Source organism: Ktedonobacterales bacterium, assembly GCA_036557285.1.
In the GTDB taxonomy this organism is placed as follows: domain Bacteria; phylum Chloroflexota; class Ktedonobacteria; order Ktedonobacterales; family DATBGS01; genus DATBHW01.
In genome coordinates this window covers 1-15,733 of sequence record DATBHW010000057.1, presented here as the reverse complement: position 1 = coordinate 15,733, position 15,733 = coordinate 1, and the positions used below count along the sequence as shown (strand labels likewise).

General features: G+C 60.3%; 13 protein-coding genes. 4 read left to right on the top strand and 9 right to left on the bottom strand.

Features of this window, described 5'->3' with window-relative positions:
• Window positions 1–6 precede the first annotated feature (6 nt).
• Window positions 7–1,158 (top strand): acyl-CoA dehydrogenase family protein, encoded by a 1,152-nt coding sequence (locus VH599_17365; GenBank protein ID HEY7350091.1) that lies wholly within the window; start codon window positions 7–9, stop codon window positions 1,156–1,158.
• Window positions 1,158–2,339: a CaiB/BaiF CoA-transferase family protein gene (locus tag VH599_17360; GenBank protein HEY7350090.1), complete on the top strand. Its 1,182-nt coding sequence runs from the start codon at window positions 1,158–1,160 to the stop codon at window positions 2,337–2,339. Before VH599_17365 ends, VH599_17360 begins: the two co-directional genes overlap by 1 nt.
• 170 nt (window positions 2,340–2,509) lie before the next feature.
• On the opposite strand, the gene VH599_17355 is transcribed toward VH599_17360, so the two are convergent.
• From VH599_17355 to VH599_17340, 4 genes are all read right to left on the bottom strand, one after another.
• Complete coding sequence (locus VH599_17355; GenBank protein HEY7350089.1) at window positions 2,510–3,448, bottom strand: metal ABC transporter permease; 939 nt, start codon at window positions 3,446–3,448, stop codon at window positions 2,510–2,512.
• Window positions 3,445–4,350 (bottom strand): metal ABC transporter permease, encoded by a 906-nt coding sequence (locus VH599_17350; protein ID HEY7350088.1) that lies wholly within the window; start codon window positions 4,348–4,350, stop codon window positions 3,445–3,447. Before VH599_17350 ends, VH599_17355 begins: the two co-directional genes overlap by 4 nt.
• Entirely contained in the window at window positions 4,331–5,254 is a 924-nt protein-coding gene (locus VH599_17345) for a metal ABC transporter ATP-binding protein (protein ID HEY7350087.1), read from the bottom strand. Before VH599_17345 ends, VH599_17350 begins: the two co-directional genes overlap by 20 nt.
• A gap of 93 nt (window positions 5,255–5,347) precedes the next feature.
• Window positions 5,348–6,334, bottom strand: a complete 987-nt coding sequence (locus tag VH599_17340; protein HEY7350086.1) for a zinc ABC transporter substrate-binding protein — start codon at window positions 6,332–6,334, stop codon at window positions 5,348–5,350.
• 458 nt (window positions 6,335–6,792) lie between these two features.
• Here VH599_17340 and VH599_17335 point away from each other — a divergent pair, with 458 nt between their 5' ends.
• Window positions 6,793–7,290, top strand: coding sequence for a transcriptional repressor (locus VH599_17335; GenBank protein HEY7350085.1), 498 nt, complete (start codon window positions 6,793–6,795; stop codon window positions 7,288–7,290).
• A 20-nt stretch (window positions 7,291–7,310) separates the two neighbouring features.
• Here VH599_17335 and VH599_17330 read toward each other — a convergent pair whose 3' ends face one another.
• From VH599_17330 to VH599_17310, 5 genes are all read right to left on the bottom strand, one after another.
• On the bottom strand, window positions 7,311–9,215 hold the full coding sequence (locus VH599_17330; protein HEY7350084.1) for a HAMP domain-containing sensor histidine kinase: 1,905 nt from the start codon (window positions 9,213–9,215) through the stop codon (window positions 7,311–7,313).
• A gap of 115 nt (window positions 9,216–9,330) precedes the next feature.
• A complete protein-coding gene (gene glpK, locus VH599_17325; protein ID HEY7350083.1) occupies window positions 9,331–10,836 on the bottom strand; it encodes a glycerol kinase GlpK in 1,506 nt (501 codons plus the stop codon).
• 36 nt (window positions 10,837–10,872) lie between these two features.
• Window positions 10,873–11,559, bottom strand: coding sequence for a glycerol-3-phosphate 1-O-acyltransferase PlsY (plsY, locus tag VH599_17320; protein HEY7350082.1), 687 nt, complete (start codon window positions 11,557–11,559; stop codon window positions 10,873–10,875).
• 121 nt (window positions 11,560–11,680) lie between these two features.
• Window positions 11,681–13,201, bottom strand: a complete 1,521-nt coding sequence (locus tag VH599_17315; GenBank protein HEY7350081.1) for a carboxylesterase/lipase family protein — start codon at window positions 13,199–13,201, stop codon at window positions 11,681–11,683.
• A 219-nt stretch (window positions 13,202–13,420) separates the two neighbouring features.
• On the bottom strand, window positions 13,421–15,343 hold the full coding sequence (locus VH599_17310) for a beta-L-arabinofuranosidase domain-containing protein (protein ID HEY7350080.1): 1,923 nt from the start codon (window positions 15,341–15,343) through the stop codon (window positions 13,421–13,423).
• A gap of 198 nt (window positions 15,344–15,541) precedes the next feature.
• Between VH599_17310 and VH599_17305 the strand changes: the two genes are divergently transcribed.
• A partial coding sequence (locus tag VH599_17305) for a selenium-binding protein SBP56-related protein (protein ID HEY7350079.1) occupies window positions 15,542–15,733 on the top strand: 192 nt, incomplete at its 3' end.

Sequence of the window (15,733 nt, the reverse complement as noted above, 5' to 3'; positions counted from 1 at the left end):
AGGAATATGACAGAATTGGAAGCTGACATACGCGCGAGCGTGCGGAAACTGTGTGAGCGTTTCGGGGATGGCTACTGGCGCGAGATGGACGAGCAGCGCGCCTACCCGGAAGCGTTTGTGCGGGCAATGACCGACGCTGGCTATCTCGCGCTGCTGATTCCCGAAGCCTACGGCGGATCGGGGTTGGGCATCAGAGAAGCCTCTATCGTGCTTGAAGAGGTCAATCGCTCCGGTGGAAATGCTGCCGTCTGCCACGCGCAGATGTACATCATGGGGACGCTTTTGCGTCACGGGTCAGCCGAGCAAAAGCAGGTTTATCTGCCGAAGATTGCCGCCGGGGAACTGCGCCTTCAGGCGTTCGGGGTTACGGAGCCGGATGCTGGCTCCGATACGACGAGCATCCGCACGACGGCTGTGCGCGCGGGCGATGGGTACGTCGTCAACGGGCAGAAAATCTGGACATCGCGCGTCGAGCATTCTGATCTGCTCTTGCTGCTGGCGCGCACGACGCCGCTCGATCAGGTCGCTCGCAAAACCGAGGGACTCTCGCTGCTCCTGGTTGATTTGCGCGAAGCCGTCGGAAGGGGGGTGACGATCAAGCCGATCCGCACGATGATCAATCATCACACGGCAGAAGTATTCTTCGACAATGTGCGCGTCCCGTTCGAGCATCTGATTGGGGAAGAGGGCAAAGGGTTTCGCTATTTGCTTGACAGCTTGAATGCCGAGCGCATTCTGATTGCGGCGGAGTCTTTAGGCGACGGCTACTGGTTTGTCGAGCGAACGGTACGGTACGCTAACCAGCGCGTGGTGTTTGGGCGGCCCATCGGGCAGAACCAGGGGATTCAGTTTCCGCTGGCGCAAGCCTATGCCCATATTCAGGCCGCTGATTTGATGCGTTTTCGCGCGGCTGACCTTTTCGATAGCCAGGCGGCCTGCGGCGCTGAGGCTAATATGGCGAAATTGCTGGCGGCTGATGCGGCGTGGCAGGCGGCCAACATCGCGCTGCAAACGCATGGAGGCTTCGGGTTTGCCGCCGAATACGACATCGAGCGCAAGTTTCGGGAAACACGCTTGTATCAGGTTGCGCCCATCTCGACTAATCTTGTGCTTGCCTATATTGCGCAGAATGTCTTGAAGCTGCCGAGGTCGTACTGATGAAACCGCTTGATGGCATCACGGTAATCTCTCTGGAGCAGGCTATCGCTGCCCCTTTTGCTTCTCGTCAGCTTGCTGATCTGGGAGCGCGCGTGATTAAGATCGAGCGCCCGGATGGCGGGGATTTTGCCCGGTACTATGATACGAGCGTCAAGGGCATGTCGAGTTACTTTGTGTGGACCAATCGCTCGAAAGAGTCGCTGACGCTGGACCTCAAGTATCCTGAAGGGCGGGCCATTCTTAGGCGCCTGCTGGCCGATGCCGATATATTTCTGCATAATCTCGCGCCTGGCGCGGTTGATCGGCTGGGTTTTGGGGCAGCGGCCCTGCGCGAAGCGTTTCCGCGACTGATTGTGTGCAGCATCTCCGGCTATGGCGCGTCTGGACCCTACCGCGATAAAAAAGCGTATGACCTGCTGGTGCAGGCGGAGAGCGGCTTGCTCTCGATCACCGGAAGCGGAGATACGCCCGCGAAAGCAGGTATCTCGGTGGCCGATATTGGGGCAGGGATGTACGCTTTTTCGGGTATGCTGGCCGCTTTATTCATGCGAGCGCAGACAGGGCAGGGAACGACGCTGGAGGTATCGCTGCTGGAGGCGCTGGGCGAGTGGATGGGCTTTCCGGCGTATTACACGGCCTACAGCGGCCAGGCTCCGCGCCGAAGCGGCGCGCACCACGCGACGATTACGCCCTATGGCCCGTTTGCGCTGGGGGATGGGTCCGCTCTGCTTATAGCCGTCCAGAATGAACGCGAATGGACGCAGTTCTGCGAGTGGGTGCTTGGTCGGCCTGAACTGGTTCACGACGCGCGCTTTGGCTCAAACGCCTTGCGCCTGACCCATCGCGCGGAGCTTGAGGCGCTGCTGCAAGCACGCTTGCTGGAGATGACAAAGGAGCAGGCGATAGCTTCGCTGGAGCAGGCTCAGATTGCCTATAGCCAGATGCGCACGATGCAGGAGTTTCTGGACCATCCCCAATTGAAGGCGCGTCAACGCTGGCGTGAAGTGGACTCGCCTGTTGGGACGCTCCAGGCGCTGCTTCCTCCTATAACGTTTGAGGGCGTTGATCCTGTCTTCGGCCCGATCCCTTCGCTCGGTGAGCATACCGAAGCGATCTTGCAAGAACTGGGGTTCAGCGCAGAACAGATTGCCGGATTGCGCGAACGGCTGGTGATTGCTTAGCATAGCGCCGCAGGCGCAGGTAGCAGGCGGTTAAAACCACGTCTAGGGGCTACGCCACCAAACCCGTCTGCTGGGAACCCGCCCGCATTGGCGCAGCGTCTCGCCGCCAGGGACGGCGGCGGTACAGGCAAACGCCCGCAGGCGCGGTTTTAACCGCCCGCTGCTATTCATCAGCCTCCCCGACCTCTGCCAGCGGTGAGCGTGGGGTTCAGGCGGCGTGTCCAGAATGCGCGAACGCGCTGCGCCAGCAGGACCAGCAGATAGGTGAAGAAAGCGAGCGCGCTGATGAGGAAGCTGACGGGATAGGAGGTATAGAAGGCGATAGTCAGGCCAGCCCAGGTGAAGGCCAGCGCCAGCGCCGCCGAGAGGGCCAGCGCGGCGAAGGGGCGCGTGAGGAGCCGCTGGGCGATGGCCCCCGGCGCGACCAGGAGGGAGAAGATCAGCAAGACGCCAACGGCCTGAACAGCCTCAGCAACGGTAGCTCCCAAGAGCGCCAGAAAGGCCAGCCCCAGCAGGCGTGTGGGTACCCCGCGCGCCGCTGCTGCATCGGGATCGAGCGAAGCAAAGAGCAGCGGGCGCGCGATCACCAGCAGGGCCAGTATAGCTCCGATGCCAACCCAGGCTGCTATGCTGGCCTGTTGATTGGTGAGACCAAAGATCGTTCCGAAGAGGACGTTGATCCCGACAGAGCCGTTGGAGCCGCTGGCCGTCGAGGTATAGATGCTTAAGAAGAGGACGCCTATCCCCAGTACCCAGGCCAGGACTGTGCCAATGGCGACATCGCGCGCCCGCGCGCGCTCCCCCAGCAGGCCAATCCCAAGCGCGGCTGCGATGACAACGCCGAAGAGGCCCAGGAGCAAGTTGACGCCCAGGACGGCAGCGCCCAGCGCGCCCGCAAAGGCGACATGGGAGAGTGCATCGCCTGCAAAGACCTGATGACGCATGATGACGAAGTAGCTGACCAGCCCGGCAGCCAGGGCAATAGCCGTTCCCGCCAGGAAGGCGTAGCGCATAAAATCATGCTGGAACATTTCCTGGGCATCCGCAATGAGGTTAGGGGAGAAGGGCGGGATGACCGAGAGCAACGCCGCGCCAGCTTTCTCTCTCATGCCATGTCCCCCTTCTGCGCGGCCTGCTTGTGCTGCGCGAGCCAGCGATGCCAGGCGCGCGCCAGCCGGACCAGCGCGTAAGCGCCAAAAGCAAAGCTGGTAATGAAGAAGCCAATCGGGTAAGGGGTGAAATAGCCGATAGCCAGCCCGCTCCACGTGAAGAGGAGCGCCAGGACGACTGATAGCCCGATGGAAAGCGCGGGGCGGGCGGTGATCTGCTGGGCAATGGCGGCAGGCGTCACCAGCAGGGCAAAGATCAGCAGGACGCCGACGACCTGAACCGCTTCGGCGACGGCAAAGGCCAGCAGCGATAGAAAGAGTATGGAGAGGAGGCGCACCGGCACGCCTTGAGCCGCCGCGACTTCGGGATCGAGGGAGGCAAAAAAGAGCGGGCGGGCAATGACCACCAGCGTCACCAGGGTTGCCAGGGTGGTCAGGGCGATGGGGCCGAGATCGCGGTCACTGACACCCAGCGCCGCGCCAAAGAGGAGCGAGTAGATGCCCGTCGTATTGTTGGCGTGGGAGAGGCGCACGAAGAGCAGCCCCAGCCCCAGGCTGAAGGCGAGGACGATGCCGACGGCGCTATCCTGGCCCTTGACCTCGCGGGCGCTGAGTGCGCCGATCAAGAGCGCCGCGCCCAGGCCAAAGGCCAGCAGCCCAACAACCGGCGACAGGCCCAGCAGCGCCGCCCCCAGCGCGCCCGGAAAGCCCACCTGGGCCAGCGTATGACCAGCAAAGCTCTGGCTGCGCAGCGTCATGAAATACCCGACGGCTCCGGCCACGATAGCCACCAGCGTCCCCGCCAGGAAGGCGTTTTGCATGAAGTGGTAAGTAAAGAGCTGTTGCAGATCGGCCAGCAAATCCCAGGAGAGCCGGACATCATCAGCGAGGGCGATGAACACGATAGCTGACCTCCTCTGGCTGCCCGACAACCACCACGCGCCCGTCTCTGGTCCGCAGTACTTCGATAGGGGCGTCATAGAGCCGCGAGAGCGTCTCGGAGGTGATGACCTCCTGCGGCGCGCCGATGGCGGTCTGGCCGCGCCCGATATAGATGACCCGATCCAGATAGGGTAGGATGGGATTGACATCGTGGGCCACGAGCAGCACTGCTACTTGCTGGTCCTGGCTGACGCGCCGAATCAGCGCGGCGACGATCTGCTGGTTGTTCAGGTCCAGGCTTTCGAGCGGTTCATCCAGTAGCAGCAGACGTGGCCGGTTTACAAGCGCCTGAGCGATCAGCAGCCGCTGCTGCTCACCGCCGGAGAGTTCGCCAATAGGCCGATTGGCGTAGCTGCTCGCGCCTACCAGTTCGATAACCTCTTCGACTCGCGCCGCTGCCTGGCGGGCGCATTTGTCGCCGCCCCAGAGACGCCGCAGCCCTGGCAGGGGAATCCCCCAACGCCGCCCATCCAGGCCGAGGCGCACCACGTCGCGCCCGCGCACGCGCACATCCGCGTCAAAACTGTGGCGCTGGGGAAGATAGCCAATCTGAGCATTGCCTCGGCGCGTGGGCGTTCCCAGCACGCGTACTTCGCCTTCGCTGAGCGGGACCAGCCCTGACAAGGCTTTGAGCAATGTGGATTTACCCGCCCCATTGGGACCGAGAACGGCAATACATTCACCTGAGCGAACCTCGAAGGTCATCTCGCGCCAGATGGCGCGCCCGCCCAGTCGGACCCCGGCGCGCTCGGCGGCTATGACGACCTCGCGCTCTGAAGTGGGGTCGGCAGCCCGCTGGCAGAGCGCCCAGGGGTCGGAAGAGTCTGAGGGCGCTGAATCTGCGCCGGTTGCGATGCGTGTCATGAACGGTCCTCTTATAGGAGATAGGTATTGGGAGCGATGTGTCTCTGGCATCTGCCAGAACAAAAAGGCAGGCCGCGCCCCGTTGATTGCAGGCTACATGCCGGTGGCCTGGGCCAGCGCCTGCTCAAGAGCCTGAAGCTGGGCCGATTGCCATCCCTGGAAGCTGGCGGAGCCTGGGTCCAGGGTTTCGGTCATTGCCACAATAGGAATGCCCGTCTGCTGTGCCTTCGCCTTGAGAGCTTCTGTGTCCGGGGTAGCATTCTGTTTATTATAAACCAGAACCTTGATCTGCTTCTGCGTGATCTGCTGATCGAAGGTTACTTTGTCTGCGGCTGTCGGTTCGATCCCTTCCGAGATGGCTTTCATAAACCCTGGGGGCGAAATCAGGTTCAGCCCCAGGGCTGACGCCAGATACATGAAGAGGCTTTCGGTGGCCCCCACAGGCGTCCCCTGATACTTCTGCTTGATCATGGTGATGAGGTCATGATAGCTCTGGAGTCCTGTCGTCAGGAACTGCTGGTTCTGCTGATCGAAATAGGACGCATCAGCCGCGTCCAGGCGTTTGAGGTCACTGGTAATCTGGTCGGCTATCCGCGTCACATAGTCAGGATTGTACCAAAAATGTGGATTATCGCCTCCCTGTTTGCCCAGGAACTTCCCAACATCCAGTTCGCGGCGTCCGCTGACCGGATTGGCGTCAAGCTGCTGGCGGACCCAGGGATCATAGCCGACCCCGTTGAAGATCACGTAGCCTGCGCTGGCGATGGCGCGGGCGTCAGCGGGGGTAGCCTCGTAATCGTGGGGGTCGGTATTCGGGTTGACAATGATGCTGTTGACTTTGGCGTGGACGCCGCCGATCTGGGCAGCGATGCTGCCCCAGACATTTTCGGCAGCGACTATCTGTATCTTGCCATCACTGGCGCCGTTTGCCGTTGGTATGCCACAGCCGGTCAGGATCAAGAGCAGCGTCGAGAGGGCCAGCAGACTCGCCAGCATGCCTCCCCCCGATTGAGAGACCTGGCGCAGCCCAGGAGACAGCAGGGCGCGCGCGCCAGCATCAGGAACGTGGGGGTGAGACATAGGCTATCTCCACCTATTGGCGGTTCCACCAATGATCGGGGGTTGCCGCTGGTAGCGCCGCCGTCTCGGCGGCCAACGTTGGCCTGCTGGCGCCGTGGCCTGGAGGCGAACGCTCGCCAGGGCGCAGCGTTGGCCGCCTGGAAGGGACGCGCGAGCGAGGCGCAGCCGAGCGAGAATGGCCGCGCCCAGCGCGGTCAAGCGGCCCTTCCCGAAGGGAGGCGGCGCTACAAGTGGCCCCCACTTTTTGGTAGAACCCCTATTGGCAAGCATAGGAACGGCATCACATGTATGATACAATGTATCAGAAACAAAAAGAGCATAGCAGATTTTTTGATGCTTGTCAATGAGATAGTGTCTCAAATGCAGATTGAAGGAAAGAAAGCGGTCAGGGCTTCGGCTCCGCAGCGCGTATCTGTTATAATAGCTTTGCTCCTGTGTTCTTGGCACACGAAGCGAACATGCAGGCAGAAAACGAGGTGTGTCAAGTGGCGGTCACGATAGAGACGATTCTGATGGCTTTCGAGGAGATGGGCTTGCGCAACACGCGGCCTCGTCGCCTGCTGGCCGAGCGTTTAGCTGCGCTGGCAGCGAGCGCGACGGATTTTAGCACGGATGAACTCTGGCACGAGTTAAAACAGGTTGATCCCCGCCTGGGGCGCGCAACCGTCTATCGCACTGTGGAAGTGCTGCTGAGCCAGGGCCTGTTGGATCGCGTGGAGTTTGCCGATGGGACGCACCGCTATCGGGTCTGCGGGGGCAGCCATCATCACCATATCACCTGTACCGCCTGCCATCGAGTCATCGAAGTAGAGACGTGCCTTCCGAGCGCGGTCTTTGCCGCGATTGCCAGCAAGACGAACTTTGCCCTGGAGGGCCATTCAATCGAACTCTTTGGGCGCTGTGAAGATTGCCGCGCAGGAGCAGGCGGGCGTAAAGCAGGAACAGCCTCACACTGATCTCATATCCGGCCTGGCGATCATTCGCTGGCCTGGCCTGGCTTCGCCAGCGGGAGGGTAAACCAGAAGGTGGACCCCTCTCCAGGGGCGCTTTCCAGCCCGACCTGCCCCTGGTGGTGTTCGATGATGGTCTTGCTGATGTAGAGTCCTATACCCAATCCGACTCCCGACCCGCTCTGCAATTCGATCCCCGGCACCCGATGAAATCGCTCCCAAAGGTGGGGCTGCTCCGCGTGAGGAATGCCCGGCCCTTGATCGCGCACCTGGACGAGCGCCTGCGCTTGCTCTATCTGGAGGCTCACCTCTACCGGGGACGCTTCATCCGAGTATTTGAGCGCATTGGTCAGGTAGTTCGTCACCACTTGCCCAAGGCGTTCCGCATCGGCATAGACCAGGACGGGCTGATCGGGCGTGGTCAGGAGGATCGTTCGCTGCGGGGACGCCTGGCGCTGCTCTTCAACCGTTGCCGAGAGCAGCGCCGTCAGATCGGTGAAAGTGAAGGCAAGTTCCAGGCGTCCACCCTGAATACGCGAGGTATCGAGCAGATCGTTTACCAGGCGATCCATGCGATGTGCCTGGTGCAGGGTCTTCTCCAGCGCGCCCTGCGAAGTCAGAGACCGGACGCCACCGGTGGCGCCAGGGGTTGCTGAAGAGGGCGCTGTGGGCTGCATGCGGCGCTGGACCAGTTGGAGGCCCATGATAATCGAGGTCAGCGGCGTCTTGAGTTCATGGCTCGCCATGCCCAGGAAGGTTTCCATCTGCCGATTGGTCTCGCGCATTGCCAGTTCGTTGGCCTGCGCCTCGGCGCGCTCGCGCCGCGCCTGGGCATTTTCCAGAAGGGTGATCCCCTGGCGCACAATGACCAGCAGCCCCAGCCCCAAAATCACCAGGATAGGCGCCATAGGTTGCAGGGGCTGAACCGGCGAGAGAATGGCCCGCATAGCAATCGCTGCGCTGGCGAGCAGGGCGGCCACAAACGGGAAAAGGAACCGCACCGTTTCTTTCAGGTCTTCCTGCTGAAGAGGGGGATTGTTGAGCATCGGCCTCTGCTCTCTCGGTGGGGGAGGCCCACGCTGGCTGCGCCTCAGCCAGACCAGCGCCGCCAACGGTACCATCAGGTAGAAGGCCATCCAGAAGAGATCAGGGGGGGTACCCGCAGTGAAGCCTATCGTGGCGATGAGCCAGGCGACCCAGGAATCGGCAGTGATCAGGCAGAGGATGGCGGCGATCAGCAGCGCCAGAACGATGCGGTCCATCCTGCACTGATGATAGAAGAGTGTGAATGTCAGCCCGAAGAGGATCACCAGATCCGCCGTCGGATAGTAGAGGTTGATAAATCTGCCAAGCGATGATACCTGACTTTGCAAGTAGAGCGGCGCCAGGAGGAAATACCAGGAGAGGGCTGTGACGGAACACATGATCAGCAAGCCATCCAGAATGAGTTTCACTCTGGACCCCCAGGGCCGCCCGCTCGGAATCAAGATGACCGCCAGAAAAAAGAAGGGGTACTGGAGCATAAAGAAAGGGTCGGGAAATGAAGGGAAGGGCGCGTGGTTGGGGAAGAGAATCTGATCTTCTATTGACCAGAGGGTGCGCGCCACCGTATAGGAGAGCAGCGCCACGCTGAGTATCCACCAGGTGCGTGCTTCCGGGTGGTGGTTATCGGCGGCCCATATACTGACGAGCAGCAAGACGGCTAGCTCCGGCCATGCCAGGGCTGCCCGCAGCCAGTCTGTTTCCGGGCTGCTCCAGGTCGGGTGAAGCAGGGTCACGGCGAGTTGAAAGCTCAGCAGCGCGACGATGAAGAGCATGACGCCGATCAGCAACGGGTCATGCCAGAGACGCTGAAGCTGCCCTGGACGCCCCCCGGAGAGAATCTGACCTGGCACTTTGGTATTGGATAGGTTGGGAGAGGAGTATGTCATGGCATTCTCGACTTTTTCTTAAGCGCCAAGCGATACTCCTGCAAGCCACGTACCAGGAGAGGTTGATCTCTCAGAAGCCCTGGGTGAAGAGGCGATAGAGCGTTGTTGGGGAATGCTAGGCTTGCTCCCACTTGAGGGAACGCTCAACAGCCCGCTTCCAACCGGCATAGAGCGTGTCGCGCTGATCGGCGCTCATGCGTGGCTCAAACGTGCGATCCACTGCCCACTGCCTGGCGACTTCTTGCGGGCCACTCCAGAAACCAGTGGCAATGCCAGCAAGATAGGCCGCGCCCAGCGCGGTGGTCTCGGCGACCCTGGGGCGCTGTACCGGCACGCCGAGAATATCCGCCTGGAACTGCATCAGCAGAGTATTCACTACTGCGCCGCCATCCACGCGCAGCGTTTTGACCTGCACGCTGCTATCGGCGCTCATCGCCTCTAAGACATCACGAGTCTGATAGGCGATGGACTCCAGCGTTGCGCGAGCGATATGAGCGGCGGTAGACCCGCGTGTCAGGCCGATGATGACGCCGCGCGCGTAGGCGTCCCAGTAGGGCGCGCCCAGGCCGACAAAGGCTGGCGCCAGATAGACGCCGCCATTATCGGGAACGGATGCGGCCAGGCTCTCCACGTCACTGCTGTTTTTAATGATGCCAAGACCGTCGCGCAGCCACTGCACAGCCGCGCCGGTTACAAAGATGCTGCCTTCCAGCGCATAGGTAAGCTGCGCCCTGGTTGGATCGCCCATACCCCAGCCAATAGTCGTAAGCAAGCCGTTTTGCGATGGCACAGCCTTGCTGCCAGTATTCATGAGCATGAAGCAGCCAGTGCCATAGGTGTTTTTCGCCATGCCAGTTTCAAAACACGCCTGGCCGAAGGTTGCGGCTTGTTGGTCTCCGGCAGCCCCAGCGATCTGGATGGGTCCGCCGAAGAACTCCGGGTCTGTCTCGCCATAGAGACCGCTGGAGGGCATGACCCTGGGCAGCATGGCGCGCGGGACGCCTAATTCGTTGAGGATTACGTCATCCCACTCGCCAGTAGAGATATTGAACAGCAGGGTCCGCGAAGCGTTGGAATAATCGGTGATATGGACGCGCCCCTTCGTCAGACGCCAGATCAGGAAAGTATCCACGTTGCCAAACAGCACTTCGCCGCGCGCGGCCTTTTCGCGCACGCCGGGGATGTTATCAAGAATCCACTTGACCTTTGTGCCAGAGAAATAGGCATCCGTCACCAGGCCGGTGCGAGCGCGGATTTCCTGGTCGAACCCTTTCGCCTTCAAGGCGTCGCAAATAGGGGCTGTCAGGCGACTTTGCCAGACGATGGCATTGAAGACAGGCTTTCCGCTCGCTTTCTCCCAGACAATGGCTGTTTCGCGTTGATTCGTAATCCCAATGGCGGCGACATCGGCAGCAGCAGCGCCTGCTTTGCGCATGGCCTCCTGGGCAACGGCGATCTGGCTTGACCAGATCGCTTCCGGGTCATGCTCGACCAGGCCCGGCGCGGGGTAAATCTGGGGAAACTCTTGCTGAGCCAGACTGACAAGCGCCCCGTTCTGATCGAAAAGGATGGCGCGCGAACTGGTCGTACCCTGGTCTAAAGCGAGTATATAGTGTGCCATAGCTAGCTCTCTTTCTGGCTGAGCGCGGGCATGGTGTCAGACGGGCAAATTCGACGAGGCGTTGGTTGAAGGGGAGGATGCCTGCTTACTCTTCGCCTTTTGCCCGATCTTGGGTTCGGTCCCTGACCGTAATCGGCCAATATTGTCGTAGTGCAGCAGGATCACGATGGCAGGACCGATGACGAGATAGAGCGTGGTGGGCAGGTCGGCCCAGCCGATGAAGCCAAAGATGATGCCGCAGATCATGGTGGAGAGGCTGCCGACAATCGAGCCAAGAGAAACATAGCGCCAGATGGCAACGGTGGCGCCTGTGGTCAAGGCGGCGATGAAGAAGGTGGGTAATGAGAGAACGACCAATGCGCCTCCGCCGGTTGAAACGCCCCGTCCTCCCTTGAATCCAATGAAAATAGGGAAACAGTGACCGATCAGGGCCATGAATGCGGCGAGGGGCGGTCCCCAACCATCTCCCGAAAAGAAGGGTACGACCAGGGCGAGAACCGGCGGCAGTATCCCTTTGGTGAGATCGAAGATGAAGACGATGCTGGCCGGGATGCGGCCAAGCGTTCTCAGCACGTTGGTCGCCCCAATTTTATGGCTGCCATGATCCCGAATGTCAAAATCTTTGCCCCGGAGCAATTTCCCCATCCAATACCCGGCGGGGATCGACCCCCATATATAGCCGATGAGACCTATCAGCAAGAGATGACCAGGTAGACCTGGCATGGTGGCCTCCTTTGTGTTCTGGCGCGTTTGTGTTCTGATGCGTTCTTGTGCAGCTAGTCTGCTCTTGCCTGGGAGAGTGATGCTGGACTCAGATCAGCCGATATAGTACCATAGGCTCCTCTCACTCGTTGAGACTTGGAATCGGAATCCCGCTCCAGGCGCGCCGTAGTTCCCCACCTGGATCGTTTTCCACACGGCAGGCGTGATCGAAGATCATCGTCGCCCGCGTCTCCGAGTCATAGGCAGGCCAGGTGGGCAGGTCACGATAGCCCGGAACTCCAGAGTGAGCGAACGCGAGCCACGCCTCACTCATGTTCTCCGCAAGCGCGAGGCGCTCAGGGCTTTCGCCGGTGAAGCGTATCCCGTACTTGAGATTATCGAAAACGAACGGGATTTCCAGCGCGTGGCACGACTTCAACCTGCCGTTCAACACGGGTGTCTCCCAGGTAAACAGGTACATCCATACCGGAGCCGCGCCCTGAGCGTGTTTGCGTTCGGCCAGCGTAATCGAGTGCATGCGCATCATCCGATCACTCATGAGAGAGGAGAAGAGATCGCCAGGGGACGCCTGGGGGTAGGTATGACGATAGGCTGCGATCAGGGCTGTTGTGGCCTCTCCGGCGAGGGGCTGTACCCGCGCGCGCAGCCCCGCCTCGTCCAGCGTGTCGATCCCTGCTTCAGCCAGCAGGAACAACGTCGCCTCGTCCTTGTTCGTGCCGATGATGAGGGGTATGTGGGCCGAGAGCGCAGGCGCCGCAGGGTCGAAAGGATGCTGGGGAAGCGTCTGCCCATCAACCACCGGACTCCACCCTCGGAGCTGGTTGCTATTGACCCTGGCGTTGGCTGCCAATATCTGCTCGGCTGGCAGCGTACTCAATCGGTCTACGTCTCTTGCCGAGATTTCGAGGCTCTTCAGCAGCTTCTCAGCCTGTTCCGTCGCCTTTGCTCGCGGCAGCATCCGCACCCCCGGACCGCTTTGCACGATGGCCCGGTGAAACAGGCCCGCTGCCGCAGGCATAGCCATCAGGACACTTACCTTGGCTCCCCCGCCGGATTCGCCAAAGATGGTGACATTGCCAGGATCGCCACCAAATGCGGCAATATTGTCGCGCACCCACTCCAGCGCCGCCACCAGGTCAAGCATGCCCGCATTGCCCGATGCGGCATAGGCTTCGCCCGCCAGGTCGCCTAGATAGCAGTAGCCGAACGGACCCAGGCGGTGGTTCACCGTCACCACGACGACATCTCCCCGACGCGCCAGATTGGTTCCATGATAAAAGGGCGCCGACCCCGAACCCATCGTAAAGGCGCCGCCATGACACCAGAACAGCACTGGTCGTTTGCCTCCATCGTCTACAGCGGGTGTCCACACATTGAGGAAGAGGCAATCCTCGCTGTCTGGTTCAGGCTGCGCCTCGCCGATGATCGCCCGCAGGCCCGCCATGCCGTCTGCCGGTTGGGGCGCTCTGTTGCCATACTGGAGCGCATCACGCACCCCGGCCCAGGGTGCGGGCCTGGTTGGCGGGCGAAAGCGATGCTGCCCGCCTGTGGGGCCTCCGTAGGGGATGCCGACAAACTTATGGATAGCGTTGGCGGTAGCGCCCCGGAGCTTTCCGGCAGTGGTTTCAACGATAACTTCCATTGATACTGCTTCCTTTCTTGTCACGCTGTCATCTGGTCGTATCGCCGTCCCCGAAGGAGCTGGCGCAGGCGTTGTTCCAGTTCCTTTGCATATCCTTCAACGGGCATCTCTCCCATCCACCAGCAGCATACCATGAAATATCTGTCTCCTCGTGGCGGCAGCCAGTGCAGGAATATGAGGCTGGATGGGCGAGTGACGTTCTCAGGTACACGCTGCCGCTCAGAGAGATGACCCTATCCAGACACACATCTCTCCAGGGTGGCGATGGTCCCAGGCGTAGTAAGGGATAGCGATAAGTGTATATGGGGAGCGCCTTGCAGGGGCCGCGCGATACAAGGCGTCTGTCCAATCCCCTGTCTCCAGGGCTATGGCATTTCCGCGAATGAGCGTCACACCGCCTAACATGGTGGGAGCAAACTGGCTCTCCAACACGGTAGTCTCTGGTAATCGGATGCGGTGGAGAGGGAGCGGGTTATCAGCGGTTTCCAGGCAATAGACCAGTGGTCCCCGTTGGAGCGCCACGTATCCGGCAGCGGCGCGCACATCGGGGTGAGGGTGCATACGCTCGACGGGCATCTCTAGATGCAGGAGGATGCTGTCGCCAGAGCGCCAGAGACGCTCAATCCGCGCATAGCCTTTATGCAGCGATGGCTCGATAGGAATATCTTCGCCGTTCACGCTCAGATGCGCGTTCGTACACCAACCAGGAATACGTAAACGCACCCCAAACGTCCTGGGTTCCTCCAGTTCCAAACCAAGCCGGATGGCGCCGTCCCAGGGGTAGGTGGTTTCCTGCCGCAGAATGATCTGCTGGTCGCCAAGGGGAATGGCGCTGGTGCTTTGCATATACAGGTGAACAAGAATATCGGTCTCCGTAACGCTATAGGCATAGCCTCCCAGCGACGCGAGTAGGCGAGCGACATTGGGAGGACAGCAGGCGCACTCATACCACTCCTGTCGGTGATGGTTCCCCTGGCTCTCTAACGGATTCTCGTAAAAGAACGACGCGCCATCCAGCGCCACGCCGCTCAAAACGCCGTTGTAGAGGGCTTGCTCAAGCACATCGGCATAGCGGCGATCCATATCGAGCAGGAGCATGCGATGGCTCCAGAGTACCAGCCCAATAGCAGCGCAGGTTTCTGCATAGGCGGCATTGGGTAGATCATAATCTGCTGTGAGTCCCTCGTTATCCGCTGAAGATCCCAGGCCGCCCGTCAGATACATTCTCGTCGAGGTGAGATGCTGCCAAAGACGCTGGCAGGTCTGGAGTAGAGAATCGTCATGTAACTCTTGTGCCAGATCAGCCAGGGCGCAATAGAGATACATCGCCCGGACGGCGTGACCAACCACCTTATCCTGTGCGCGCACCGGCAGATGAGATTGGCAGTACTCGTAGGTCTTCGCCCAATAAGCGGCAGGGTCTTCTCCGCGCGCCCGCGCTTCTGCATCAAAGTAAGATGGCTGCTGCCCGCGTTCCTCAACAAAATAGTGAGCCAGGGAAAGATAGCGTGGTTCTTTGGTTGCCCGATACAGCTTGATGAGCGCCAGTTCGATCTCTGGGTGTCCACAATACCCGCGTCGTTTCCTTTCTGCGCGGCCAAACACGGTATTTATATAGTCTGCATAGCGGCAGGCTACGTCCAGCAGGTCGCGTTTGCCGGTTGCCTGGAAATGGGCGACCGCAGCCTCGATGAGATGTCCGGCGCAATAGAGTTCGTGCCAATCGCGCAGATTGGTCCAGCGTTTTTCTGGCTCCACCGCCGTAAACCAGACATTAAGATAACCATCCGGTTGTTGCATAGCTGCAATTAATGCGATGACCTCCTCCACCAGCGCGCTGAGCGCGGGTTCAGGATGGCTGGCAAGGGTATAGCTGGCTGCCTCAAGCCATTTCGTCACCTCAGATTCCCAAAAGACATAAGGAATCGGCATGTTTCCAGGGGTCCACTCACCTCGAAAGGCCGCCAGATGGCCGTTCCGCTTGAATTGCTCGTATATGAGAGGCAGGCTGCGTTCACGCACGTTTTGCAAGCGGGGCGCCCAAAACCCATCTTCAATGGTGATCGCCGTATGGGCCACTGGGAACGAAGGTTCCTCGGTCGCTTGTTCTCGCTTGGAGCGCGAAAAAGAAGAGGAGTCCATCGGCTATCCTTTCTTCGACAGGCAGGAGGGTGCAAGCATTGTACTCCGCCTCATCGGTTTTTGGAAGAGCAATATGGTGGGCGCTGCTCGTCTTGCCCTTTTGGGCAAGAGATGGCGCTCCTCTTGCAAGACATGGGAAGGTAAGTCTTGTATGCACGTTTTGCCTCCTCATAAATAAAGAGAAGAAAGGGAGCAAATATGTCTTACGCACAACAAGGAACTCATGAAACGGACTCCTGCTGCGGGCCGGGCTATGCCTCGCCGCAAGAGGCGATGCAGGCTGAGCGCGAAACGGTGTTGTACACCGTGGCGCTCTATGGTGGCACCGGCATCCAGGCGCCCGACTATCTGGCGACGGTGGATGTGGACCCCGCGTCGCCCACCTACTCC

Coding starts and splice junctions, on each gene's coding strand:
- VH599_17360 (HEY7350090.1), top strand. CDS start 1,158: ATGAAACCGCTTGATGGCATCACGGTAATCTCTCTGGAGCAGGCTATC.
- glpK (HEY7350083.1), bottom strand. CDS start 10,836: ATGGCACACTATATACTCGCTTTAGACCAGGGTACGACCAGTTCGCGC.
- plsY (HEY7350082.1), bottom strand. CDS start 11,559: ATGCCAGGTCTACCTGGTCATCTCTTGCTGATAGGTCTCATCGGCTAT.
- VH599_17355 (HEY7350089.1), bottom strand. CDS start 3,448: ATGAGAGAGAAAGCTGGCGCGGCGTTGCTCTCGGTCATCCCGCCCTTC.
- VH599_17330 (HEY7350084.1), bottom strand. CDS start 9,215: ATGACATACTCCTCTCCCAACCTATCCAATACCAAAGTGCCAGGTCAG.
- VH599_17335 (HEY7350085.1), top strand. CDS start 6,793: ATGCAGGCAGAAAACGAGGTGTGTCAAGTGGCGGTCACGATAGAGACG.
- VH599_17365 (HEY7350091.1), top strand. CDS start 7: ATGACAGAATTGGAAGCTGACATACGCGCGAGCGTGCGGAAACTGTGT.
- VH599_17310 (HEY7350080.1), bottom strand. CDS start 15,343: ATGGACTCCTCTTCTTTTTCGCGCTCCAAGCGAGAACAAGCGACCGAG.
- VH599_17340 (HEY7350086.1), bottom strand. CDS start 6,334: ATGTCTCACCCCCACGTTCCTGATGCTGGCGCGCGCGCCCTGCTGTCT.
- VH599_17315 (HEY7350081.1), bottom strand. CDS start 13,201: ATGGAAGTTATCGTTGAAACCACTGCCGGAAAGCTCCGGGGCGCTACC.
- VH599_17345 (HEY7350087.1), bottom strand. CDS start 5,254: ATGACACGCATCGCAACCGGCGCAGATTCAGCGCCCTCAGACTCTTCC.